Origin of the sequence: Rhizobium sp. ZK1 (assembly GCF_047782645.1) — a bacterium.
Taxonomy (GTDB): Bacteria; Pseudomonadota; Alphaproteobacteria; order Rhizobiales; family Rhizobiaceae; genus Rhizobium.
In genome coordinates, this window is record NZ_CP180587.1 from 152,271 (window position 1) to 178,752 (window position 26,482).

Consider the following 26,482-nt stretch of genomic DNA (forward strand, 5'->3'; position numbering starts at 1 on the left):
TATTCTGTCGGTGAGGTTGAATGATCGGGGGCCAGCCACCGTTGATCGCTCCTCATTTGTCTTAAGGTCTCATTCATGCACTCAAAAATGAAACGCCCGCTCCTGATCTTTCTTTCTGGCACTGGTCTTCTCTGTCTTTGCCTCGCCTGGCTTCTAGGGTTCTTGCATGTCTTCCCGGAAGCCAAGGTAAAGCGAATAGGAGTTGCCGAGTGGCAACCACGCGACTCCGCCGGCGAGTTTGTCTACAAAGGTAAGCTTTGGATTCTGGGCGGATGGAAAACAGATCCGCCTGCGCTGCTTCGAGATGTTTGGAACTCAGCAGATGGTGTGAAGTGGAACCTCGTCCAGCCGAAACTTCCGTTCGACTACACTGACTTGCCGATGACGATTGTCTTCAAAGATAAGATGTGGGTACTGGGCGGCAATCGACTGTCAGACCCAGTGCATCCCACCAGTAACGCAGTTTGGAATTCCGATGACGGGATCCAGTGGACGAAGGTTCAAGAAGCTTCGGCGTGGAGCCCGAGAACAGCCACTCCAATCATTGAGTGGAACGGTAAACTATGGATTCTTGGCGGTAAAGAGGTCGCCAACGGAAAGTCGATTTATAAAAACGACGTATGGAGTTCCAGTGACGGAATCAACTGGGAAAAAGTCACCGAGCACGCGGCTTGGCAGCCGAGAGCCTACCATAAGGCGCTCGCCTACAAAGGCAAGCTTTGGGTGATAGGAGGAGGGTCTTATGCGCCGGACTTCATTGCCTTGAACGATGTTTGGAATTCAGATGACGGCGTCACCTGGACTAAGGTTTCTGACGCCCCATGGCATGGACGAATTTGGTTCTCGGGGGTCGTATATCGAGACCTCATGTGGGTTATAGGAGGGTGGAGCAAGAAGACGCTAAACCTTAAGGGCATCTGGTACTCAGACGACGGTATCAAATGGACGCGCTCAGATTTCTCCGAAGATTGGCGAGGGAGGCACGAGGCCTCGACTTATGTCTTCAATGACAAAATCATTGTTGCTGGTGGCCATGCTGACCCAGTCACAAACGAGGTCTGGGCGCTTGACATCCCCACACCGACGGATGGGCAGTGAAGTCATCATGGATCGGACACGGTCAGGTCCTCATAGACAAGCGCGACACCCGTTTAATGCTGATCGCTGACACTGTGAGCCGCCCCGCGCGAGACTAGGAGGACGCTCGAAGCGATCCGCTTGAAAGCCAAAGCGTCATTTGAAGAGGCTAGCACAGAAGAGGCAGTAAGGGCCGCGGCAGCGCTGTGGCCCTAGTGGGCAAGCACGTACTGTCGTTGCTCCAACATTGCGGCAAGCTCACTCGACGCAATTCTGCGCCCGTAGAACTCGGCGCCGGCTAGTGTCCAGTGACCATAGTCATAGATGTTCATATTCCCGTTTGCATCGATGATATCGCAGGCGCTCCCATCCGCAGCGCAAATCCATCCATCCTTCCTGAAAAAAGGCAACGCGAGTTGCGAGGTAATAGCGGCGAGTTTTGCATTCGTGATGTCGGTGTGATGATCGCGGTTTTTAGCCGCATACTTCGACAATCCGATCGCATCATCGACGCGGCCGTACTCTCGTATCAAATCCGGCACAGGTCTAAATTGTACGGTGTTACCCAGAACAATGACCTTACCGAAGTTACCTTGCGACCGAACCCACGACGCAAAATAGTGAAGGTTTTCAATCCCAATATCGTCCCATTTAGCCGATATCAAAATGTAATCGGCATCTCGACTTCGGGCCGATGCCTTGAAATCGGGCACTTCTTTGTCGCAAGAACCTTGGACTTCATGGCTTATCTGCGGGGCAGGCGTGATCGTCGGTGCGAACATGAAGAAACAGGCGTCATCAAGTCTCATGCTTCGAAATTCAAGGCCAGGAAAAGACGCCCTGTTCAGATAGACTGCGTTGAAAAAGTCCGCCTGATGAGAGTCTCCCACAATTAGGATTTTGATTCCGGGCTCGCGGGAGAAGGGCTCTCGGCCGATGGTGTTGTTGAGGAGGTAGTTTTTCTTTGTGTCGAACGGTTGCAGCTGCCGCGCCATGTCTGCTGGTAGGCGCCAGGGCCAGCCGTTGGTCAGATTTGCATTGGTGGCCGTTCCAACGAGCGCCAGCGAACACGCAACGAATCCAATCGCGAAGCGCCTCGTCTTCTGTTCCGTGGATAGTCCGTACCGAAATTTGACTTCCACAAAATGATACAGCGCAGCGGCCGCAAACAAGATCACTACCGCAGCAAGCAATCTGTCGGTGTTGGTCAAATCGCCATGTTTTCTCATCGTGAAGAACACGATGATTGGCCAATGGACGAGATACAGTGAATAGCTTCTGCGGCCGATTTCAACGAGCGGGCGCTGAGAAAGAGCAGACGCTGCGATTGTGCCAGGTCCAAAGAAAATGATGAGCGCGGTCCCGATCGTTGGCGCAAGTGCATACCAGGACGGGAACGGCGTTTGCTCATCATAGGCCGCTAGTGACAACAGTATAAGACCAGCTCCCGCCAACGCTCCCAAGTTGGAGACCCTGGCGCTGGGTGTTTTTGTGGAAGTGGCGAAGGACGCAATTGCGCCAATGCCGAATTCAAAAACGCGGAAGGGAAGAAGGAAGAACGTCGCATTTGCCGCCAGGTCGCTGAAAAGGTAGCTGGCGGCAAGACTGGCAACCGAAACCACCGCGATGAAAAACGCCAGGCTAGACCGCGCTTTCGTCTTCCGAAAGAGCAGATAAAGCATGGCGGGCCAAACAAAATAGAACTGTTCTTCAACCCCTAGAGACCAAGTGTGAAGCAACGGCTTTGTGATTGATGCCGCATCAAAGTACCCGGTCTGCATCCAAAAATAGATATTTGAAACCGATAGGACCGAGAAGACTGTCGATGCCCCTGCTGATGCGAGAGCTGCTGGCGACATCATGATTGTCGAGCATACGAAGGTCGCAAGAAGGGTGGCGAACAAAGCCGGCAACAACCGTTTTGCTCTTCGCCAGTAAAAATCTGAAAACCTGAACACGCCGGTTTCTAGGTCTGCGATTAGCATGCTCGAAATCAGGAAGCCGCTTATCACAAAGAAAACATCGACGCCGACAAAGCCGCCCGGCAACCAGTTCGGGTTTAAATGGAAAACGGTGACAGCTGTCACGGCAATCGCGCGCAGCCCGTCAATGTCTGCCCGATACCTCAAAGGTCTTTGATCCCCGGCATCTCGCCTTACGCCCTCACATGCTGCCGCGCTTTCATAGGCAACAAGTTCGCTACCTTCAATAGTTGAAATTTCTCAACTAACATTTCCCCCGGCTGCCGTCCGCGGCCTCTATCCCTGAAAGGTATCGGCTGTGGGCCGACGCGAAGCGCTGCAAACTCCCTTTCTTTCTGAACGTCGGTCTCCCCGCAAAGGCGTTTCGCGTCCCTAGGGTCTTTCGTTCGGAGAGAAATTGAGTAGCGCTCCTTGCCGATCTTATCGATCAGGTCTTTGGGAACGCGCTTCACGTAGTAGTAGACGCCGTTTGGACCCTTGGTAGGATTCGTCATTAAATGCACCATGTACGTCACCCGTGTACATGACTCGGGTCTCACGTAGACACTGATATCGCTTAGCTTTTTGAAAGAAAAGGAGAAATCATGGTGGGCGATGAGAGACTCGAACTCCCGACATCCTCGGTGTAAACGAGGCGCTCTACCAACTGAGCTAATCGCCCTCGATGCTCTGTGTCATCGTTCGGTGCAGCGTCTCTAACGATATTGGGAAAGAACCGCAAGCCTCTTTTTGAGTTTCTGTGCAATTTGCTTGTGGGCGCCGCACTTCCCCACCGCTGTCATTCTCTGTAGAGGTGCGGCTGAAAAAATTCGGAGCGAAAATGACGACGCGAGAGCAGCGAGCCGCCCTTCGGCAAAGCACCCCCCGGACCTTTTTAGCATACGTCCACACGGAGCATGCGAGATTGCTGCCCGATCGTGGCACGCTTCTCGACAATCTGCCGAAGGGTGGGGTCGTTGCCGAGTTAGGTGTTGCGGAGGGTGCCTTCAGCGAGGAGATACTGGCACGAAACCAGCCGAAGCAGCTCCACCTCATCGATCCCTGGAATATGGATCGATACTCAGAGGGCCTCGAGATCATCAATGGCAAATTCGCGTCGGAAATCGCTGAAGGCCGTGTTGTGATTCGACAGGGCACGTCGCTCGACATGCTGTCACAATTCGATGACGAGACCTTCGATTGGATCTATATCGATACCGATCATTCCTTTGCGCTGACATGGGAGGAGCTTCTGCTCGCAGATCGCAAAGTGAAGCAGGACGGCCGGATTGCCGGGCACGATTTCTGCACGGGGAACACTGTCAAACCGGTGGTCTACGGGGTCGTGGAGGCGGTCAACAAGTTCTGCGTCGAGCATCGCTGGCGTTTCGAGTTTCTGACGCTCGAGCCTGACGCGCATTTTTCCTACTGCCTCAAGCGCATCGGGGCACCATAATGGCCGTCAGAAGCTTAGGTGTCGATCGTGCCGAGTTCCCGCCTGGCTTCCAGATACCACTCGACGAAAGCCTTGGTGCCCGTTTCTAAAGAGGTTTCCGGTCGATAGCCCGTCAGGGCGTGGAGGAGATCTGGGCTTGCAAAGGTGCGCGGCACGTCGCCCTTCTGCATGGGAAGCATGACACGTTTTGCTTCATGCCCCATCGCGTTTTCCACGTTTTCGACGAAGTCCATCAGGCTGACCGGCTGTCCGCCGCCGATATTGACGATGCGGAAGGGGGCCTGATGCGAAAGGGTTTCAATTCCCGCATCGGCGACGCGATTGGTTTCCGAGGGAATGATATCGGACAGCCTGACCACGGCCTCGACCAGATCGTCGATATAGGTGAAATCACGGCTCATATTGCCGTTGCCGTATATCTCGATCGGTTTTTTCTCGATCATGTTCTTGACGAACTTGAAGAGCGCCATATCGGGCCGGCCCCAGGGGCCGTAGACGGTAAAGAAACGGAAGGCTGTGGTGGGAATCTTGTGGAGATGCGAATAGCTGTGCGCCATCACCTCCATCGACTTCTTGCTGGCGGCATAGAAGCTCAGAGGCTCGTCGGCGCGGTCGGTTTCGCGGAAGGGGACAGTCGTATTGGCGCCGTAGATCGATGAGGTCGAAGCAAGCATGAGATGGCGCAGCTCGATGCGGCTGGCGAGCTCCAGAATGTTCCAGGAGCCCTCGATATTCGAACGCAGATAGGCGTGCGGATTTTCGTTGCTGTAACGCACGCCGGCCTGTGCGGCCAGGTGAATGAGAACATCCGGCTTTGCAGCTGAAATGGCGGCCTCCAGCGCTGCCTTGTCTTCGAGCAAGGCGATGACAGGGCGGAAGGCGGAATATTGCGCCAGCGCAGCATGACGCATCTCCTTCAGCCTGACGTTGTAATAGGGTGTCAGTCCGTCGAAGCCGGTTACCTCATGTCCATCCTGCAACAGCCGGCGTGCCAGATGGAAGCCGATGAAGCCTGCCGTTCCCGTAATGAAGTAGCGCATTTCTACCTTTTTCTCGGGTCTCTTGCCGTGGCAAAGCAACCGAATTCGTGTTTGATCGCTTCCCTTATCGGATAGATGCTCCCGAGATCAACAATCACCTAGATTTTCGGGGCTCTTAAGTACAGAAGTTGATGTCGGCGGCAATCTCTTGAGATCATCGCGTGGGCAATCGGTCGAACACATGCAATGCCGCTGCGGCTATGCCGGTCGGGCTCGGCACCCGTTTGGTGAGGGCATCGGTTGAGCGGTCGGCTCGAACGCTTGATCGTTAATTCTTCGGCAGTGCCCCACCACCTTCGCCTGACGGAAGTCCGAGCAAGCGTTCCTCACAGATTGATGCGACTGATGCCTGCAGTGCCTGCACTCGTTCCACCAACCATCTAAGCTCCTCGGTAGTGATCGCATAGTTCGGCGAATAGCGTGCCTCAACGTAGGCTCGGGAGAGAAGCTCGAAACGGCGACGGGCCATACGGTTGTCCCGCGGCCAGGCGTCGATCAATCTTTTGTCGAGATCTTCGGCCTTCGAACGCAGCACTTTTATGCGATGCGATTTGGGGCTGTAGAGGGTTAGCGTAAGGAGGAGGCAATGATAGGCGCGCTCGGTTGCCTGATGAAGCATGAATGCGCCGTCTCGCCAGATGTTTTGTTCGAGCATCAGTTGGGCTCCAACGAGGGCCTCTTGCGATAGCTGGAACCACTGCTCGAAATTTTTCTGTGCCTCAGCTTTCGCCTCTTCCTTGGTGAGCGGCCTCGGCTGGGCGAGGGGATGACCTTCCTCTTCGTAGAGAACCTTTCCGTCTCTTTTGATATCGACGAAGAAGGGCCGGCCGCGCGACAGTTGGTCGTTGACATCATGCAAACTGTGGACAATCGGGATGACCGGCGTTTCGATCCGGTGGGCGATCTGCTCCTGCAGCAGGCGCTCGTCGAGCGAAAGCCACAGTTCCTGCTCTTGCGCGAAGGCCTCGGAATTGACGACGATCAGGATATCGTAATCGGAGCGGTAGCCGCTCAAGTGATCTTCCACCCAGTCGCCGCGTGCATAGGATCCGTAGAGAATAACCTTGAGGATCTTGCTATTGGCCTTCTTCGACGACTGCTTGGTGGCACGGAACTGCTCGACCTCTGAAAAGATGATTTCAAGCGCACGGGCAAGCTCGCGCCGCTTGGCTGCCGGCAGATGGTCGAGAGTATCGGTCAAGGTCAAAGCCGCGTCAAAGTCTTCGGTAGGAATCGTATCCATGGTAACGGCTCACCCAATGTTTCGCACGTGTAATTTTTACGCGATTATTGCCGAAAGCGCAACCGCAGATAGATTTTTGCCTTTCGCATCTGGGTTTTCGGAAGCTGAAGCGCGAGAAGATGACGCAGCATGACTACCTGTTCGAATTTCGTTTAGCCTGACGACTATGCGTGACCTAAACCTCACATCGTTGATCTGAAACAATCCCGGACGCGCGAGTAGCGGTCGACGCGTTGTGTGGCCTTGAGGTTCCTTTAAATCCCCAGTACACGTTGGCACTGGTGGCGTAGTCGCTACGGCGATAGGCAGGACATTGAAGGTAAGAGAAGCATGGTTGAGGCGGTGGAGAAGCCAGGGCGAGAAAATTATCTCTTGAAAGAGCTATTCGAAAAAAACAAAGGGGCTATTGTAACTAGCGTGATCTTTGTTCTTGCGCTTTCCCTAATTGCCCTTACGGGGACATGGGATTGGTTCAGCAAGCGAATGTTTGGTTTCTTCCCATTATTGATCGTTTTCTTCTTGGTCGGGAGGCATTCCCCCGTCAAGGTGGCAACAGCAGTACAACTGACTCGCCTTGCTCACTGGCTTACAAGGCGCGGAGCCTTTGTATCGAACCCAGAGGAAGAAGCGCCGAAGTTTGCACTCATCCGTATATTGTTTGGCCTCTTCATGATTGAGAGGGCGTTCTGGATACTGGCATATCTTGAGCCATCGGACTGGGGAAATCCATCGATATGGCTATTTGCGCTGCTCGGTCTAGTCGCTGGCGCCTTGGTCGCGATGGGCCTCTTTACTCAATATGCGCTCGTATATCTGATCCTCGTTCAGTGGCAGGCTGGAGACATATTGCTTCGCACGTCTACGCTAGGCAATTGGATCGCAGCCATGCTGTCATTGTTGCTGATTTTTGCAAATGCTGGCGCTAACTTTTCGCTAGATCGCATACTGATGCGAAGAGGGACTTCCGCGCGGAAAGCGATCTCAGCATTCTATTATGAAGCTGGGTTGCCCAGTGAGGCAGGGCTTCAACTTGCAAAGTTGATGACGTTCGCATGTTACTGGTGCGTATGTCTGTATTCGCTTGCGATGCACCTTGGGGAATCTGCTTGGATGTCAGGTTCGGCAGGACCTTTGTTGCTCACAAATAACTTTATGTCCCGGTATTCTAGTGAATTTGCGTGGCTGTTTTCTCAAGGCTGGATCCCCGTCTTCTTGGCGCGAGTATCTCTTTGGGCGATGTTGCCGTGGTACCTTCTGATGTTGCCATTTGTGCTTATTGGCGGTTGGTTTCGTCAATATGTGATCATTTGGGGACTGTTGTTCTTCGGAGTCAGTCTATTCGTTCTGCAGCTCCAATGGTTGGCCCAATTCGAGTTTCTATTCTTTGCAGGCTTATTTTGGAGCAAGAGGTTTATCCATGGGGCGAAAACGCTTCAGGTAGCCTACGATGACCGGTGCAACCTCTGCGACAACACAGTCACGTTCGTAAAAGCGGTCGACTTGTTCAGGAGAGTCGATCTCAAACCGCTGTCCAAAAATACCCCGTGGCTTCTCCAAATGGGCATTGATCCCGATGATGCGCAAAAGGACCTGTATGCGGTAGACTCCAACAGCGACAAGGCTGTCAAAGGCTATGAATTTTACGTCCTTTTATCCAGGCACGTTTTGCTTTTGCTACCGATCCATCCGTTGCTTTTAATCGGCCGTTATCTTGGCGGACCTGCAGTGTACAGGTTCGTGGCTGATCGCCGGACAAGATTGTTTGGCGTTTGCCAAATACCGACCGCGAAGCCGGAATATGCGATCTTGCGGGGCGGCCAGGTCATCAACGACAACATCGTTCCGGGCGATCCCATATCTGTCGTTTTTGTACACACGATAGTTCTTCTAGTGTGTTTTTTCGTTGCGTTGCCATTTCCGCATTTGACGGAAAATCCTCCGCTGGCGCTGAAGAAAATCCAGACGCTGGTTAGCTCTCCGACGAGCGGTGCTGGTATCTATGGCGTCAACCCAATTGACGTATTCAATCAGACTGACCTTCGAATGGCTGAGAACTGGTTTACCATAACGAGGAAGACCAAAGACGGTATGGAGCAAATCCTTCCGATATTCTCAGAGGATGGGAAGCGTCTTTACGCGCACAGGTCGGATCGCGTCTACTTCGGTAACACCGTTGCGTTCAGGCGGGGAGTGATCGGCAAGGAGGGTTGTCAATTTGATGCATATCGTCCGATGGTCAACTACCTTTCGGAGGACCAGCGCTCAAAGGATGACACCTTCGTGTATCGTCAGTACGCGGAGCCGTTGCCCAGCTTGGAATTGATATTGCAGGGTCAGTTTGTTGCGAGTGAGCGACGCCTTGTCTGTGAAGTAAGCTTCTAACGAAGTCTGGCAGGTCAGCGGGTCTGGGAACGGAGATGGCAACTATAGAGGTTGCCTACTCCGCCGCATTTTTTGCGGAGGCCGTGACGTGCCCGCGATCGGCAACAAGGTGCCGATTTCGCTTATGAACGGCTCATCGGCACCCCGCCGAGCTGAGCCTTAACCCGGAAAATTCCAGCTCCCGCTGGCCCAAAATCGGGGAGCACTTCAGTAATCCTCCACGATGCCATTTAGGCCGTGATACTGTTTGAGGATAGCTTCTGTTAGTCATCTTTCGTGATTTCTCAGCCACAACCATCCCGAAAACTTGCGCGCGCGAATATCCCGATAGCGATGTAGCTCTGACTAAGCTACATCGTGGGTGAAGGTTCAAAGTAAATGGTTTGCTGCGGCAGGTGCGTCTATCTGCAGCTCAGGGGAGAATAACTTCGCGTATGGATGGTATCGGTCCGCAGCATCACGACTCCGGTCTTCGTGCGCTTTGCGGTATCGCTGCGTTCTATCGGATTGCCGCTGATCCAATCCGCCTTCAGCACGATCTGGCGCTGAAGGGACGTGCTTCCGAAGCCATCGATATCCAGCGAGCAGCCGGGATCATCGGTCTCAAGGCGCGTGTCGTGGAGAGAGTCTCGGAGCAACGCCTTCGATCAATGCCGGTCCCGGCAATTGTCAAAACGCGCGGCGGTTCCTTTCAAGTGCTCGGCGGTTTGAATCCATCCGGAAAGTACAGGCTCGTCGATCCGATAACGCGTGTTGATCGCGAAATTGCTCCCTCAGATATATTGGCGGAAATCGGCTCGCGTGTAATCCTCGTCGGCCGGAGGATCGGAGGGGAAGGATCCGATCCCAGGGAGTTCGGCTTCAAATGGTTCGTGCCATCCATCTGGCGATACCGGAAGCCGCTGGCGCATGTTCTGCTTGCATCGCTGTTTGTGCAGATATTTGCGCTCGTCACACCCCTGTTCTTTCAGGTCGTGGTCGACAAGGTTCTGACACATAAAGGTTATTCGACGCTTTTTGTGTTGGTCGCAGGCATCGCGATCATTGGCCTCTTTGATGTCGTGCTTCAATATCTCAGAACCTATGCGTTGGCGCACACGACAAACCGAATAGACGTCGAACTTGGGCAACGGCTTTTCCATCACCTGCTGCGGCTGCCTCTTGGCTATTTCGAGACCCGCTCGGCAGGTCAGACCGTTGCCAGGGTACGCGAGCTTGAAACGATCCGCGCGTTTCTGACGGGCCAGGGGCTTTTCTCGGCGCTTGATGTCATTTTCACTTTTGTGTTCATCGTGGTTCTCTTCGCTTATTCGTGGAGCCTGACGCTGATCGTCATTGCTGCGATCCCGATCTACATCCTGATCGGTATGACCGTCAGGCCGCCGCTTCGCGAATTCGTCAAGGAGAAATTCAATCGGGGTGCTGCGAGCCAGCAGTTTCTCGTCGAAGCGATCGTCGGCATCCACACAGTCAAATCTTCTGCAGTGGAGCCGGTAATGCAGGCACAGTGGGAGGAGAAACTTGCAGCCTATGTGCGGACAGCTTTTGATACGACGCTGCTTAGCGCCGGCGGACAAAATGCCATCCAATATGTCAGCAAGCTCTCGACGGCAGCTCTTCTTCTCTTCGGCGCGAAGGCTGTCATCGATGGCGATCTATCGGTTGGCTCGCTGGTCGCCTTCAACATGATAGCCGGCCAGGTCGCTCAGCCGGTCTTGAGGCTTTCCCAGCTTTGGCAGGATTTTCAGCAGGTGCAGATCTCCGTCGATCGGCTCGGCGACATTCTGAACACCCCGATGGAGCGTCCGCCCGGTATCCGCTTGTCGTTGCCGACACCAAGAGGGCATATCGAATTTCGTAATGTCACCTTCCGCTATCGGCCTGGCTCTCCGGAAGTCCTGAAGAACGTCTCGCTCGAGCTCCGACCCGGAGAGGTGATTGGCATCGTCGGGGCCTCCGGTTCTGGAAAATCGACGCTGACCAAACTCGTCCAACGGCTCTATCTTCCGGAAGAGGGGCAGATCCTTCTCGACGGGGCAGACCTTTCGCAACTCGATCCCGCCTGGCTTCGAAGCCATATCGGAGTAGTTCTCCAAGAGAACCTTCTGTTCAACCGTACGATTCACGACAATATCGCTTTCTCAAACCCGGCAATGCAACGGGCTCAAGTCATTGCCGTCGCCAAGCTCGCCGGCGCCGATGAGTTCATCACAAGGCTACCACAGGGCTATGACACGATGATCGAGGAGCGCGGCGCAAACCTCTCCGGCGGCCAGCGCCAGAGGATCGCTATTGCCCGGGCTCTTGCGACCAATCCGCCGATATTGATCTTAGATGAGGCAACCAGTGCGCTTGACTACGAAAGCGAGAGGGTCATTCAGGCGAACATGGGGCAGATCGCCAGCGGTCGGACGGTGATCATCATCGCGCACCGGCTTGCCGCAATCCGGCCATGCAGCAGGATTGTCGGCATAAAGGACGGCCGGATCGCCGAGGTTGGCAGCCATGACGAATTGCTGGGGCGTCCAGATGGGCTCTATTCGCGTCTTTGGGCCTTGCAGAACGACAGGGGAGCGGCATGAGCGCAACGGCTAATGCCTCTCGCTATTTGGGTCTTCCGCGACGGCCGGCAACGCGCGCAGATCACGAATTTCTGGCGCCTGCCCTTGAGGTACTGGAAACGCCACCATCGCCCATACGCATGGCGCTGATCCTGATCATCTGTTTGTTCACCACGGTTGCACTGGTCTGGTCGTATCTCGGCCGCATCGACATTGTCGCGGCAGCGCAAGGCAAGATCCAGCCGACCGGCCGCGTCAAGGTCGTGCAGCCGTTGCTGACGGGCAAGGTGAAGACACTGCCGCCACAAAACGGCGACCACGTGCGCCGCGCCGATATTCTGCTCGAACTTGATCCTACGGATGCTCTCGCAGACGAGAGAGATGCGGCAAAGGGCCTTGCCTCGGTTAAGGCGGAGGTTCAGCGGCGCAGGGCTGCTATCCGGTTCGTGCGCTCGCAACCGGCGGTGGGATCGGTTGCGGAAGTCAGCTGGGACAAGGATACGGGTCCCGAGCTGCAGCAGCGCGAGAACGGCATTCTGCGCGGCGACATCGAGAAATATCATGCGACCATCGCCTCACTCGGCGCGCAGCAGCATCAGAAGGAAGTGGAGCGTGAACGGCTCAAAGTGACAGTGGCCGCGCAGGAATCCCTCGTTGAGACCCTCAAGGAACGTGTTGCTATGCGCAGCATGCTTGCTTTGAAGGATGCCGGCACAATGGCAAGCGTCATCGATGCAACCGAAACAATGAAGGAACAGGTGACGCAGTTGGCGATACAGCAGGGGCAGCTTGCCGACGCCGAGGCCGCAATTGATGTCTTCGCAAAAGAGAAACGGAAAGCAGAAGGCGCGTTTCTGAGTGATCAGCTTGACAGGCTTGGCGATGCCGAGCGCCGCGCGGACGAATTGGAGCAGCGTCTGGCGAAGGCACAGAATTCTCTCGATCAGATGACGTTGCGCAGTCCGATTGATGGAACGGTGCAATCCTCGTCTGTCGCCGGCCTCGGGCAGGTGGTCACTGTTGGCCAGGACCTGATGCGGATCGTACCGCAAGACAGCACGCTCGAGCTTGAAGTCTATATGCCGAACAAGGACATTGGCTTCATCAGAGTAGGCCAGGAGGCGGTCGTAAAACTAGAGGCTTTTCCCTTCACCCGCTACGGGACCGTTTCCGCCGTCGTCGTGAAGGTCGCAGCGGATGCCATTCCGGAGCCAGACGCAGCCCGCCGTGAGGGTGACCCTATCGCAAGGCAGTCAGGTACAGCCTTTGGTAGCGCGGAGCGAATGCAGAATTTGGTCTTTCCGGTCACTCTGCGCCTTGCAAGCGATCACATTCAAGCTGACGGTGCGGACGTCAACTTATCTCCAGGGATGGCGGCTGTCGCCGAGGTGCGCACGGGCCAGCGCAGAATATTGGAGTATGTGTTTTCCCCGTTGGTTGGGATAGCTGACGAGGCGCTCCATGAGCGATAAAGGTAGTGGCTACGAAGTCTTTTGACTGCAGTAGATCTGCTCATTTTTTGAATAATTATAGAAGTTATCTTGAATTTGAGGGGCTGGAAGGCGTGTTTTCTGCAAAATATGTTCTTGAAGTGATTTGCCTTTTGACTCAGCGCAAGAAGCCAATTTCCAGGGCTGCCGCGTTACTGCGTATCCGGACTTAACTTCAATTTTCAGCCGAGTGTCCTGCGCGTCGGGAGATGAGCCGACCCAGGACACGGTAAGGCGTTATAAGCAAGCGGTGATTTCATGACGGGCATTGTTACTCCTACGAAGAACGTCAGCTTGACGGGGGATCAGAAAATTGACGGGCTTCTCAGCGGCTACGCCTGGGACGGTACGATCACCTATGCGTTTCCCACAAGCTCGATTTCGTACTCCTATAGTGGCGAAAAGGATTACGGCTTCTCCGCGATTTCCTCGCAACAGCGCTCTGTTGCCTTGTTCTTTATGGAGCAGACCTACGGAAACACGGCAAATGACGGCTTCTCCGTAGAGGGATTTACCAATGCCGATTTTGTGGCCGGCAGCGCGGACACCGCGTCGGTGCGATTTGCACAATCTTGGCTTCCATCGACTGCATGGGCGTATACCCCAAGTCCTGATAGTGCCGCTGGCGATATATGGTTCGGGACAACATATGCCGGTACGGCAGATGATTATCGCTATCCGGAGTTCGGCAACTACGCAGGCCACACGCTGGCACATGAGTTGGGTCACGCTCTCGGTTTGAAACACGGTCACGAACCGTACCTAGGCAATTCGCTGGTCGTGCCCGATGCCTACGATTCCATCGAATATACGATCATGACCTACCGCACATATGTGGGAGACAGTGCGAGTGGTTACAAATACGAGCAGAATGGCGCGCCACAGACCTTCATGATGCTCGATATCGCCGCCCTGCAGGAAATGTACGGGGCGGATTACACGACAAACAGCGACAATACCGTCTACAAGTGGAAGCCGAACGAAGGCGTGACCTATGTGAATGGAGTCGCGGCCATTACTCCAGACGCGAATAGGATCTTTGCAACAATCTGGGACGGCGGCGGTATCGACACCTATGATCTAAGTGCCTACGCCACCAGCCTTCAAATCGACCTGCGACCAGGGGGGTACTCAGTCTTTTCGCAACTCCAGTTGGCCTACTTGGGAGGTGGCTCGAATGGCGGCGATGCTCGCGGGAACATCTTCAATGCGCTTCTCTATCATGACAACCTGGCGTCGCTGATCGAGAATGTTCAGGCAGGCTCCGGTAGCGATACGATTGTTGGCAATGAGGTGAACAACGCCCTTTGGGGCAATGCGGGAAATGATACGCTTACCGGCGGCGCCGGCGACGACACATTGAACGGCGGTGCCGGACTGGACCGGATGTCGGGTGGGGTGGGTGACGACACCTACATCGTCGATGTTGCAAACGACGTCGTAACCGAGAACACGGACGAGGGAACCGACACGGTCAGGACGGCGCTTTCGAGTTATACGCTCAGCGTTAACGTCGAGAACCTGACTTATACGGGGACGACGTCGTTCATGGGTACCGGCAACGCCGCGGTAAATGTGATCACTGGCGGAGCATGGTCCGATTGGCTGGACGGCAAGGCGGGCGCCGATATCCTGATTGGTGGTGCGGGCAACGACACCTACGTTGTCGATGACTTGGCCGATGTCGTGACCGAGGCTGCTAATGCCGGAACGGATCTGATCAAGACAACGCTTTCTGCCTATGCGCTGACCAATATTGCCAATGTCGAGGACCTAACTTACATCGGTATCGGCAATTTTGCCGGGACGGGCAATGCCTTGGCCAACACGATCACCGGAGGCGTCGGCAACGACGTGCTGGACGGTGGTGCGGGTAATGACAGGTTGATCGGCGGGGCCGGCGCCGACACGCTGATTGGCGGCGCCGGCGACGACTGGCTGGATGGCGGCGTGGGCGCTGATGCACTTTCCGGCGGTACCGGCAACGACATCTATTGGGTTGACAATGGCGGGGATACGGTCACCGAGGCTGCCGACGAGGGCAGCGATACGGTGTACGTGCAGTCGGTCTACTTCGCGAGCTATACGCTCGGCAGCAATGTCGAGAACCTGACCGTCTCCGGCACGACGACTTTCACCGGGATCGGCAATGCGCTGAACAATATCCTGACGGGCGGGGCAGGGATCGACACGCTGAAGGGTGCGGCAGGCGATGACACCTATGTCATCGGCACCGGGGATATCGTCGTCGAAAATGTCGGCGAGGGCATCGATACCGTAAAGACGGGCCTTGCGGCTTATACACTGAGTGCCAATGTGGAGAACCTGACCTATACCGGGTCAGCCGCCTTCACCGGTACCGGCAATGAGCTGGACAATATCATCAAGGGCGGAGCGGCCGCCGATAAGCTGGCCGGCGGTGCCGGCAACGACGTGCTGGACGGTGGGGCAGGCGCCGACACGCTGATCGGCGGCATCGGCGATGACACTTATATCGTGGATGCCGCAAGCGACGTGGTCACGGAAGCAGCAGGTGCGGGTACGGACGAGATCCGGACGTCGCTTGCGACCTATTCGATTGCTGCCCTCGCCAATATCGAGAACCTGACCTACACCGGGTCGGCAGCCTTCACCGGCACCGGCAATGCTGCGGCGAACGTGATCACCGGGGGTGTCGGCAACGACACGCTGAACGGGGGAGCCGGGGCAGATACGCTGATTGGCGGAGCCGGTAACGACACCTACATCGTTGACAATGCCGGTGACGTCGTCACCGAAAGTGTCGATGCGGGGATCGATACGGTGAAGGCTGGGTCGGCGGCCTATACGCTTGCCGACAATGTCGAGAATCTGACCTATACGGGCACGGTGGCCTTTGCCGGTACGGGCAACGATCTTGCCAACGCGATCACCGGGGGGGCTGCGGCCGACCGGCTGTCGGGTGGCGACGGTGACGACACGCTGAACGGCGGAGCCGGTGCGGATACGCTGATCGGGGGAGCCGGTGACGACATCTACATCGTGGATGTCGCCGGCGACGTCGTCACCGAGGCTGCAAATGCAGGCACCGATACGGTCAAGACCGCGCTTGCGGCCTATACGATCGGCGCCGATGTCGAGAACCTGACCTATGTGGGCACGGTGGCCTTTGCCGGAACGGGCAACAGCCTTGCCAACACGATCAGGGGTGCGGCAGGTGCCGACACGCTGGACGGCAAGGCGGGCGCCGATACGCTGATCGGCGGTGCGGGCAACGACACCTACATCGTGGATGTCGCCGGTGATGTCGTGACCGAGGCTGCCAACGAAGGCACGGATCTCGTCAAGACGGCGCTTTCTACCTATGCACTGACCAATATTGCCAATGTCGAGAACCTGACCTTCACCGGCAGCGTCAATTTTGCCGGGACGGGCAATGCCCTTTCCAACATCATCACCGGGGGCGCCGGCAACGACACGCTGGATGGCGGGGCAGGCGCCGACACGCTGATTGGTGGTGCCGGCAACGACATCTATATCGTGGATGCCGCAAGTGACGTGGTCACGGAGGCAGCAGGTGCGGGTACGGACGAGATCCGGACGTCGCTTGCGACCTATTCGATTGCTGCCCTCGCCAATATCGAGAACCTGACCTACACCGGGTCGGCAGCCTTCACCGGCACCGGCAATGCTGCGGCGAACGTGATCACCGGGGGTGTCGGCAACGACACGCTGAACGGGGGAGCAGGCGCCGACACGCTGATCGGGGGAGCCGGTGACGACACCTATATCGTGGATATCGCGGGCGACGTCGTCACCGAGGCTGCAAATGCAGGCACCGATACGGTCAAGACCGCGCTTGCGGCCTATACGATCGGCGCCGATGTCGAGAACCTGGCCTATGTGGGCACGGTGGCCTTTGCCGGAACGGGCAACAGCCTTGCCAACACGATCAGGGGTGCGGCAGGTGCCGACACGCTGGACGGCAAGGCGGGCGCCGATACGCTGATCGGCGGTGCGGGCAACGACACCTACATCGTGGATGTCGCCGGTGATGTCGTGACCGAGGCTGCCAACGAAGGCACGGATCTCGTCAAGACGGCGCTTTCTGCCTATGCACTGACCAATATTGCCAATGTCGAGAACCTGACCTTCACCGGCAGCGTCAATTTTGCCGGGACGGGCAATGCCCTTTCCAACATCATCACCGGGGGCGCCGGCAACGACACGCTGGATGGCGGGGCAGGCGCCGACACGCTGATTGGTGGTGCCGGCAACGACATCTATATCGTGGATGCCGCAAGTGACGTGGTCACGGAGGCAGCAGGTGCGGGTACGGACGAGATCCGGACGTCGCTTGCGACCTATTCGATTGCTGCCCTCGCCAATATCGAGAACCTGACCTACACCGGGTCGGCAGCCTTCACCGGCACCGGCAATGCTGCGGCGAACGTGATCACCGGGGGTGTCGGCAACGACACGCTGAACGGGGGAGCCGGGGCAGATACGCTGATTGGCGGAGCCGGTAACGACACCTACATCGTTGACAATGCCGGTGACGTCGTCACCGAAAGTGTCGATGCGGGGATCGATACGGTGAAGGCTGGGTCGGCGGCCTATACGCTTGCCGACAATGTCGAGAATCTGACCTATACGGGCACGGTGGCCTTTGCCGGTACGGGCAACGATCTTGCCAACGCGATCACCGGGGGGGCTGCGGCCGACCGGCTGTCGGGTGGCGACGGTGACGACACGCTGAACGGCGGAGCCGGTGCGGATACGCTGATCGGGGGAGCCGGTGACGACATCTACATCGTGGATGTCGCCGGCGACGTCGTCACCGAGGCTGCAAATGCAGGCACCGATACGGTCAAGACCGCGCTTGCGGCCTATACGATCGGCGCCGATGTCGAGAACCTGACCTATGTGGGCACGGTGGCCTTTGCCGGAACGGGCAACAGCCTTGCCAACACGATCAGGGGTGCGGCAGGTGCCGACACGCTGGACGGCAAGGCGGGCGCCGATACGCTGATCGGCGGTGCGGGCAACGACACCTATGTTGTCGATGATCTGGCCGATGTCGTGACGGAGGCTGCCAACGAAGGCACGGATCTCGTCAAGACGGCGCTTTCTGCCTATGCACTGACCAATATTGCCAATGTCGAGAACCTGACCTTCACCGGCAGCGTCAATTTTGCCGGGACGGGCAATGCCCTTTCCAACATCATCACCGGGGGCGCCGGCAACGACACGCTGGATGGCGGGGCAGGCGCCGACACGCTGATTGGTGGTGCCGGCAACGACATCTATATCGTGGATGCCGCAAGTGACGTGGTCACGGAGGCAGCAGGTGCGGGTACGGACGAGATCCGGACGTCGCTTGCGACCTATTCGATTGCTGCCCTCGCCAATATCGAGAACCTGACCTACACCGGGTCGGCAGCCTTCACCGGCACCGGCAATGCTGCGGCGAACGTGATCACCGGGGGTGTCGGCAACGACACGCTGAACGGGGGAGCAGGCGCCGACACGCTGATCGGGGGAGCCGGTGACGACACCTATATCGTGGATATCGCGGGCGACGTCGTCACCGAGGCTGCAAATGCAGGCACCGATACGGTCAAGACCGCGCTGGCAGCCTATACGCTTGCCGACAATGTCGAGAACCTGACCTATACGGGCACGGTGGCCTTTGCCGGTACGGGCAACGACCTTGCCAACACGATCACCGGAGGGGCTGCGGCCGACCGGCTGTCGGGTGGCGACGGTGACGACACGCTGAACGGCGGAGCCGGTGCGGATACGCTGATCGGCGGCGCCGGCAACGACATCTACATCGTGGATGTCGCCGGTGACGTGGTGACTGAAGATGCGGACGCTGGAATCGACACGGTCAAGACCGCGCTGGCGGCCTATACGATCGGCGCCAATGTCGAGAACCTGGCCTACACCGGGTCGGCAGCCTTCACCGGCACCGGCAATGCTGCGGCGAACGTGATCGCCGGCGGTGCAGGCAACGACACGCTGAACGGCGGAGCCGGGGCCGACATGCTGATCGGCGGAGCCGGTAACGACACCTACATCGTTGACAATGCCGGTGACGTCGTCACCGAAAGTGTCGATGCGGGGATCGATACGGTGAAGGCTGGGTCGACGGCCTATACGCTTGCCGGCAATGTCGAGGACCTAACTTACATCGGTATCGGCAATTTTGCCGGGACGGGCAATGCCTTGGCCAACACGATCACCGGAGGCGTCGGCAACGACGTGCTGGACGGTGGTGCGGGTAATGACAGGTTGATCGGCGGGGCCGGCGCCGACACGCTGATTGGCGGCGCCGGCGACGACTGGCTGGATGGCGGCGTGGGCGCTGATGCACTTTCCGGCGGTACCGGCAACGACATCTATTGGGTTGACAATGGCGGGGATACGGTCACCGAGGCTGCCGACGAGGGCAGCGATACGGTGTACGTGCAGTCGGTCTACTTCGCGAGCTATACGCTCGGCAGCAATGTCGAGAACCTGACCGTCTCCGGCACGACGACTTTCACCGGGATCGGCAATGCGCTGAACAATATCCTGACGGGCGGGGCAGGGATCGACACGCTGAAGGGTGCGGCAGGCGATGACACCTATGTCATCGGCACCGGGGATATCGTCGTCGAAAATGTCGGCGAGGGCATCGATACCGTAAAGACGGGCCTTGCGGCTTATACACTGAGTGCCAATGTGGAGAACCTGACCTATACCGGGTCAGCCGCCTTCACCGGTACCGGCAATGAGCTGGACAATATCATCAAGGGCGGAGCGGCCGCCGATAAGCTGGCCGGCGGTGCCGGCAACGACGTGCTGGACGGTGGGGCAGGCGCCGACACGCTGATCGGCGGCATCGGCGATGACACTTATATCGTGGATGCCGCAAGCGACGTGGTCACGGAAGCAGCAGGTGCGGGTACGGACGAGATCCGGACGTCGCTTGCGACCTATTCGATTGCTGCCCTCGCCAATATCGAGAACCTGACCTACACCGGGTCGGCAGCCTTCACCGGCACCGGCAATGCTGCGGCGAACGTGATCACCGGGGGTGTCGGCAACGACACGCTGAACGGGGGAGCCGGGGCAGATACGCTGATTGGCGGAGCCGGTAACGACACCTACATCGTTGACAATGCCGGTGACGTCGTCACCGAAAGTGTCGATGCGGGGATCGATACGGTGAAGGCTGGGTCGGCGGCCTATACGCTTGCCGACAATGTCGAGAATCTGACCTATACGGGCACGGTGGCCTTTGCCGGTACGGGCAACGATCTTGCCAACGCGATCACCGGGGGGGCTGCGGCCGACCGGCTGTCGGGTGGCGACGGTGACGACACGCTGAACGGCGGAGCCGGTGCGGATACGCTGATCGGGGGAGCCGGTGACGACATCTACATCGTGGATGTCGCCGGCGACGTCGTCACCGAGGCTGCAAATGCAGGCACCGATACGGTCAAGACCGCGCTTGCGGCCTATACGATCGGCGCCGATGTCGAGAACCTGACCTATGTGGGCACGGTGGCCTTTGCCGGAACGGGCAACAGCCTTGCCAACACGATCAGGGGTGCGGCAGGTGCCGACACGCTGGACGGCAAGGCGGGCGCCGATACGCTGATCGGCGGTGCGGGCAACGACACCTACATCGTGGATGTCGCCGGTGATGTCGTGACCGAGGCTGCCAACGAAGGCACGGATCTCGTCAAGACGGCGCTTTCTACCTATGCACTGACCAATATTGCCAATGTCGAGAACCTGACCTTCACCGGCAGCGTCAATTTTGCCGGGACGGGCAATGCCCTTTCCAACATCATCACCGGGGGCGCCGGCAACGACACGCTGGATGGCGGGGCAGGCGCCGACACGCTGATTGGTGGTGCCGGCAACGACATCTATATCGTGGATGCCGCAAGTGACGTGGTCACGGAGGCAGCAGGTGCGGGTACGGACGAGATCCGGACGTCGCTTGCGACCTATTCGATTGCTGCCCTCGCCAATATCGAGAACCTGACCTACACCGGGTCGGCAGCCTTCACCGGCACCGGCAATGCTGCGGCGAACGTGATCACCGGGGGTGTCGGCAACGACACGCTGAACGGGGGAGCAGGCGCCGACACGCTGATCGGGGGAGCCGGTGACGACACCTATATCGTGGATATCGCGGGCGACGTCGTCACCGAGGCTGCAAATGCAGGCACCGATACGGTCAAGACCGCGCTTGCGGCCTATACGATCGGCGCCGATGTCGAGAACCTGGCCTATGTGGGCACGGTGGCCTTTGCCGGAACGGGCAACAGCCTTGCCAACACGATCAGGGGTGCGGCAGGTGCCGACACGCTGGACGGCAAGGCGGGCGCCGATACGCTGATCGGCGGTGCGGGCAACGACACCTACATCGTGGATGTCGCCGGTGATGTCGTGACCGAGGCTGCCAACGAAGGCACGGATCTCGTCAAGACGGCGCTTTCTGCCTATGCACTGACCAATATTGCCAATGTCGAGAACCTGACCTTCACCGGCAGCGTCAATTTTGCCGGGACGGGCAATGCCCTTTCCAACATCATCACCGGGGGCGCCGGCAACGACACGCTGGACGGTGGGGCGGGTACCGACACGCTGATCGGCGGCATCGGCGATGACACCTATATCGTGGACAGCGTCGGTGACATCGTCACCGAAAGTACCGGTGCGGGAATCGACACGGTGAAGGCTGCGTCGTCGGCCTATACGCTTGCCGACAATATCGAGAACCTGACCTACACCGGGTCGGCAGCCTTCACCGGCACCGGCAATGCTGCAGCGAACGTGATCACCGGGGGCGCCGGCAACGACACGCTGAACGGGGGAGCAGGCGCCGATACGCTGATTGGCGGGGCTGGGGCCGACATCCTGATCGGCGGCGCCGGCAACGACACCTATCTTGTCGATAATCTGGCCGACGTCGTGACCGAGGCTGCCAATGACGGCACGGATCTGGTCAAGACTGCGCTTTCTGCCTATGCGCTGAGCGCCAATGTCGAGGACCTGGCCTTCACCGGCATCGGCGATTTTGCCGGGACGGGCAATGCCCTGGCCAACACCATCACCGGCGGTGCCGGCAACGACACTTTGAACGGCGGCATTGGTGCCGATATCTTGATCGGCGGCGCCGGCAACGACACCTACATCGTGGATCTCGAGGGCGACGTGGTCACTGAAGCTGCAAGTGCAGGCACCGACACGGTGAAGACCGGGCTCGACCGCCTGACACTTGCTGCCAATGTCGAAAACCTCGCCTACGCCGGCACCGGCGACTTTACTGGTATCGGCAATGCGCTCTCCAATACGATCACCGGGGGGGGCGGCAACGATACGCTGAACGGCGGAGACGGTAGCGATACGCTGATCGGCGGGAAGGGCAACGACTTTTACTTCGTCGACAGCGCCGGAGACGCCGTCATCGAAAATGCCGGCGAAGGGATCGACCAGGTGCAAACGTCCCTCGCCAACTATACGTTGGGAGAAAACATCGAGAACTTGAGCTCGGGTGCCACCGGCTTTGACGCCTTTATCGGAACAGGCAATGCGCTCAATAATCGGATTGTGGGCAATGTCGCGGGCTCGAATACGCTGACAGGTGGCGCCGGAGACGACGTCCTTATTGGTGGAATAGCAGCGGACTTTTTCGTCTACGAGCCGAATTGGGGGCACGACACGATCATGAATTTCGAGGTGGCTGGGGCACATGATACGATCAGGATCGATCACACGATCTTTGCCGACTGGGCATCGCTGCTCGCCGTATCCATCCTGTCAGGCAACGACACGATCATCACAGCCGATGCTGACAACACCATAACGCTGAAGAACGTGGCCGTGTCGAGTCTGCAGTCGGCGGATTTCCAATTTGTGTGAGCCTTGCTCGGATCTCCAGACAGGCCCTCCAGAAGAGAGGAATGGGCTGGAGTTCTGGCGCAGCTGAAAGGATTGGATGGCGGCAAGGAAGTCTACGGAACCTGGAACAAAGATGGTCAAATCGGTTCGCGGGATGGTCGGCAAGAACGTTGTCGGTTGGAATTCCCTGAGCAGCCCTACCACGCGTGCGAACACTAACCTCTCCGAGCGAGCGGCGGGCCGTTTTCGTTGCGCACGTCCGGCCACCGTGGCCGTGCGCCGCTCGAGTCTGAGATAGGGGTCAGGACAAGGTGCACCGGTAGAAACCGGCAAGGAGTAGATGGTGAAAGTCCATTGCAACGAAGGAGTAGCGATCCACATTGACCCCGAGTCGTGCGCGGTCAGCCGAGAGGCTGGCCGTGAAGCGTTGACAGGGAGCGTGTAGGCCAGCCATTGAACCGCGAAATTGACGCTTCTCGGGTGCCGACGTTCGTTTTGTGAGCGGAAGGCAATATGAATCGGTGCGACAGCGCGTTGGCACGGTCGACGCGCACCGGATCATCCTACCCCGTCGCTTCGGCATCGTCACAGCGCAAGCCGCTCCGAAAGCAAAATGAGCATCACGATCGGACCGCCGAGAAGCGCACCGAACAGGATCGTCGCGAAGAACAGGTTTCCGAGCAGGCGAAGCATGGTCTTGCGCGTCATGGCTGCACGCCGAACCATCTTGCAGATTCAAACTGCATGGGACCCAGTTTCATCCCGACCATCGGCACCTTGCTTGTCCAGACATGAACGATCCTCCCGTCCCCTCTGAAGATGAGGATGATCAGCCATTGCTTGGTACCGGGCGTGCCGCAAGTGGCATCGAGGATCACGACGGCAATTTGAATGGAGCCGATAACCACCAGGGCCGCAGCTGGCCCTATTGTCCGTTTTGAAGCCATGCTCTCTCCAAAAGTTGGGGGCGGACGAAGTCATGCCCGCCGTTTTCAAGTTGCATGGCTTTCCATTTGGGCTCCGACAATTGCGGAAACATGACCGAATTTTCTTTTGTATGTGCAATGCGGTTGCAATGGGAGCGAAACAGCGGCGTCGCATGGAGCGCACGGACAAGCCATGACACTTTTTATTGATCAAGGACGAACCGGGGACACAGACGCGCTCGAAGCCGCGTTGAGCAAGCATCCTGACGATCACAAGAGCCGTTGCCGATGCCCGCGAAGTGACCTTTCAGAATGACTATGACGTCATTTTTTTGGGTCGGCGCTTGCCTGCCGGCGAAGACCTCGACTTCATCCCACCCTCTCCAAATGTCGTGATTGAGCGCCAGGGAGCCAGGGCATAGCTGAGGCGCAGTCTTACAAAGCAGATCATCGAAAACCGTTGCGACATCGAAAGCAGTTTGTCAGGAACAGATCCACCTCCAGAATTCAGCAAGCGGTGGGCTATGTAATGGTGTAGCAATTGTTCGCTCCGAGGGTCCGGTCATCGTCATGACCAGAGGCCAACGAGAGACATGCCCAATAATTCGTATTCACGTCGTCGATTTTTCAACCAGCCGCTTTTCAACCAGCCATCCAGGGCGTTTCTGGCGTTTATTGCCTTACTGATAACGGCAACCGTTTCCGGGTGTGCTGCCGTGCCGCTCAAGGAGGCGGGAACGCTTGCCTCCTACAGCAATCTCGGTCCGTCGAAGGGGACGCTCGCCAAGAAACGGCTCTATGTCGACGGGCAGCAGCTGGCGCGGGTAAGGACCGTCGCCATCGTCCCGACCGTCTTTTCTTTCAGCGCCGCGTCCAAAATCAGGTACGAGGTGGATCGGTCTCTGGTTTCCAATGCTCTCGACCGGGCGCTGTGTGTGGCGCTGAGCGACAAATACCAGATGGTCCCGGCCGGCCAGCCGGCGGATCTGACCGTGCGTTCGGTGGTGGCCGACATCGTTTTGACCAACAAGGCAGCTGCCGGGGTCGCGACCGTCCTCAGCGTCGGTTCGGGTTTTGCCCTGCCTGTGAGCGTACCGCGCCTCCCCTTCGGCCTTGGCGGCTTGGCAATCGAAGCCGAAGCGCTCGATGCCGCGGGAGTGCAAAATGCCGCAATGCTGTGGGCGCGGGGCGCAAACTCCATTCAGGACAAGCCCCGCGTTTCTGAGGTCGGGGACGCCTATGGTCTTGCAACGAAATTTGCCGCCGACTTCTCACAGGTGCTGATCGCCGGAAAGGAACCGAAGGGACTGAACCTTTCGCTTCCGTCGAAGCAACGCGCCCGCTCCTGGCTCGGCGGAAAGCCGAAATATGCTGCCTGCGACGCGTTCGGCCGTGCACCCGGGCTGCTTGGTGCGCTCGCTTCGAAGTATGGCGCTCCGCCGCAATGGACGGAAAAGAAGCCGAAGCCTGCAATGACGCGTTGACGGAAGGGCCAGCCCAGGCGGCGTCCAGCCGCTCTGCGAAGACATGGAACAGGCGTCAAAGACATCGACCGGTTTTGCCGGTCGAGGATGGGCGGAGACGGTGCCGGAACCCCGCGGCATTCCTCTGCCCGCCTTGCCCTTCGCCGGTAGGGAGTGTCAGGGCCTGACAATCTCGGCGAACGGCGCCTTTCCTCCGTCGACACGTCCTCGATCCACTCCAGGAAGACGTCGCAGAGAACGATCTGATGCAACATTCTTCCCTTTGCATGGGGACGCTGTATTCTGATGTCGCCAGACACATTTCGGCTTGAGGAAGAGCATGCGTGTGGACCATCTTGAAATTCGTTCGCAGACGGGATCTGGCCTGGCGGGTTCGCTGGGCGACATGAAGCGTCAGGTCACGACACGCCGGAACGGTTGGTACCATCTGAGGTGGGTGGCGTTCGGCGCGATCATCATTGCCACATCATCTTTGAGCACACCGGCATCCGCCGCCAATGTTCTCGAACGAGCGATCGAGGCCGCGCAGCCCTGCAAGCCATTGAAGGTCAGGCAGTCGGTTTTGGGTGTGAAGGTCGAATTGGGGATCGACAAGCTCGACTTCGTTAAAATCGATACGCTTGAAATCCGCGTTAACGGAGATCTGGCCGAGGCAAGCGCACTCGGCACGCTCGCTTGCAGGACGTCGGACGATGCCCCTCTTCAGGGTGGTTTTTCGGCAAAGGCTCGAATGCACCTGCAGACCAATCTCCTCACCTGTGTCATGAGCGAAAGTTCGATCGAGATCGTTGAGGCCGGCGGTGAGTTCGGTGACGTTGTCACTGCACTCGAACCTGAGATTTCGGCCGCCCTTCGCAAGGGCGTGGAGAAGGCACTGAAGAAACTCTGCGCGAGCTGAAATTGGAGCGGATAATTGAACGGTGATCGATCTGCAGGCTGGCTGCTGCCCACGCGCGTCTGGGCCTCATCGACACGGC

14 protein-coding genes and 1 tRNA gene are annotated in these 26,482 nt (G+C 57.8%); 8 read left to right on the forward strand and 7 right to left on the reverse strand.

Going from position 1 to position 26,482, the window contains the following annotated elements:
- Positions 1 to 87: 87 nt before the first annotated feature.
- A complete protein-coding gene (locus ACK9YZ_RS23360) occupies positions 88 to 1,098 on the forward strand; it encodes a hypothetical protein (RefSeq protein WP_416067760.1) in 1,011 nt (336 codons plus the stop codon).
- Positions 1,099 to 1,289: 191 nt separating this feature from the next.
- Here the strand turns inward: ACK9YZ_RS23360 and ACK9YZ_RS23365 are convergent, their stop codons facing one another.
- The 3 genes from ACK9YZ_RS23365 to ACK9YZ_RS23375 all read right to left on the reverse strand — a co-directional run bounded on the left by ACK9YZ_RS23365 (position 1,290) and on the right by ACK9YZ_RS23375 (position 3,720).
- The gene (locus ACK9YZ_RS23365) at positions 1,290 to 3,206 is read right to left on the reverse strand and encodes an acyltransferase family protein (RefSeq protein WP_416067761.1); all 1,917 of its coding nucleotides are present in this window, start codon (positions 3,204 to 3,206) and stop codon (positions 1,290 to 1,292) included.
- Positions 3,207 to 3,232: 26 nt separating this feature from the next.
- Complete coding sequence (locus tag ACK9YZ_RS23370) at positions 3,233 to 3,565, reverse strand: DUF6538 domain-containing protein (protein ID WP_416067762.1); 333 nt, start codon at positions 3,563 to 3,565, stop codon at positions 3,233 to 3,235.
- Positions 3,566 to 3,644: 79 nt separating this feature from the next.
- Positions 3,645 to 3,720, reverse strand: a tRNA-Val gene (locus ACK9YZ_RS23375).
- 159 nt (positions 3,721 to 3,879) lie between these two features.
- On the opposite strand from ACK9YZ_RS23375, the gene ACK9YZ_RS23380 reads away from it, so the two are divergent.
- Positions 3,880 to 4,494 carry a class I SAM-dependent methyltransferase gene (locus ACK9YZ_RS23380; protein ID WP_416067763.1) on the forward strand — a complete coding sequence of 205 codons (615 nt, stop codon included), beginning with the start codon at positions 3,880 to 3,882 and terminating at the stop codon, positions 4,492 to 4,494.
- A gap of 14 nt (positions 4,495 to 4,508) precedes the next feature.
- Here the strand turns inward: ACK9YZ_RS23380 and ACK9YZ_RS23385 are convergent, their stop codons facing one another.
- Together ACK9YZ_RS23385 and ACK9YZ_RS23390 are read right to left on the reverse strand one after the other, a co-directional pair.
- On the reverse strand, positions 4,509 to 5,534 hold the full coding sequence (locus ACK9YZ_RS23385) for an NAD-dependent epimerase/dehydratase family protein (protein WP_416067764.1): 1,026 nt from the start codon (positions 5,532 to 5,534) through the stop codon (positions 4,509 to 4,511).
- Between the two features lie 268 nt (positions 5,535 to 5,802).
- Positions 5,803 to 6,777, reverse strand: a complete 975-nt coding sequence (locus ACK9YZ_RS23390) for a HEPN domain-containing protein (RefSeq protein ID WP_416067765.1) — start codon at positions 6,775 to 6,777, stop codon at positions 5,803 to 5,805.
- A 330-nt stretch (positions 6,778 to 7,107) separates the two neighbouring features.
- Here ACK9YZ_RS23390 and ACK9YZ_RS23395 point away from each other — a divergent pair, with 330 nt between their 5' ends.
- The 4 genes from ACK9YZ_RS23395 (at position 7,108) to ACK9YZ_RS23410 (ending at position 23,116) form a co-directional block, all read left to right on the forward strand.
- On the forward strand, positions 7,108 to 9,159 hold the full coding sequence (locus ACK9YZ_RS23395; protein ID WP_416067766.1) for a thiol-disulfide oxidoreductase DCC family protein: 2,052 nt from the start codon (positions 7,108 to 7,110) through the stop codon (positions 9,157 to 9,159).
- 434 nt (positions 9,160 to 9,593) lie between these two features.
- A complete protein-coding gene (locus ACK9YZ_RS23400) occupies positions 9,594 to 11,741 on the forward strand; it encodes a type I secretion system permease/ATPase (protein WP_416067767.1) in 2,148 nt (715 codons plus the stop codon).
- The gene (locus ACK9YZ_RS23405) at positions 11,738 to 13,192 is read left to right on the forward strand and encodes an HlyD family type I secretion periplasmic adaptor subunit (RefSeq protein ID WP_416067768.1); all 1,455 of its coding nucleotides are present in this window, start codon (positions 11,738 to 11,740) and stop codon (positions 13,190 to 13,192) included. The genes ACK9YZ_RS23400 and ACK9YZ_RS23405 overlap by 4 nt, the downstream gene beginning before the upstream one ends.
- 276 nt (positions 13,193 to 13,468) lie before the next feature.
- Entirely contained in the window at positions 13,469 to 23,116 is a 9,648-nt protein-coding gene (locus ACK9YZ_RS23410) for a M10 family metallopeptidase C-terminal domain-containing protein (RefSeq protein WP_416067769.1), read from the forward strand.
- A gap of 564 nt (positions 23,117 to 23,680) precedes the next feature.
- Here ACK9YZ_RS23410 and ACK9YZ_RS23415 read toward each other — a convergent pair.
- Complete coding sequence (locus ACK9YZ_RS23415) at positions 23,681 to 23,803, reverse strand: hypothetical protein (protein WP_301925081.1); 123 nt, start codon at positions 23,801 to 23,803, stop codon at positions 23,681 to 23,683.
- Positions 23,800 to 24,042: a hypothetical protein gene (locus ACK9YZ_RS23420; protein WP_216759443.1), complete on the reverse strand. Its 243-nt coding sequence runs from the start codon at positions 24,040 to 24,042 to the stop codon at positions 23,800 to 23,802. Before ACK9YZ_RS23420 ends, ACK9YZ_RS23415 begins: the two co-directional genes overlap by 4 nt.
- Before the next feature lie 572 nt (positions 24,043 to 24,614).
- On the opposite strand from ACK9YZ_RS23420, the gene ACK9YZ_RS23425 reads away from it, so the two are divergent.
- Together ACK9YZ_RS23425 and ACK9YZ_RS23430 are read left to right on the forward strand one after the other, a co-directional pair.
- A complete protein-coding gene (locus tag ACK9YZ_RS23425; RefSeq protein ID WP_416067770.1) occupies positions 24,615 to 25,505 on the forward strand; it encodes a DUF3313 domain-containing protein in 891 nt (296 codons plus the stop codon).
- Positions 25,506 to 25,824: 319 nt separating this feature from the next.
- On the forward strand, positions 25,825 to 26,403 hold the full coding sequence (locus ACK9YZ_RS23430) for a hypothetical protein (RefSeq protein WP_416067771.1): 579 nt from the start codon (positions 25,825 to 25,827) through the stop codon (positions 26,401 to 26,403).
- The last annotated feature ends 79 nt before the right edge of the window (positions 26,404 to 26,482 follow it).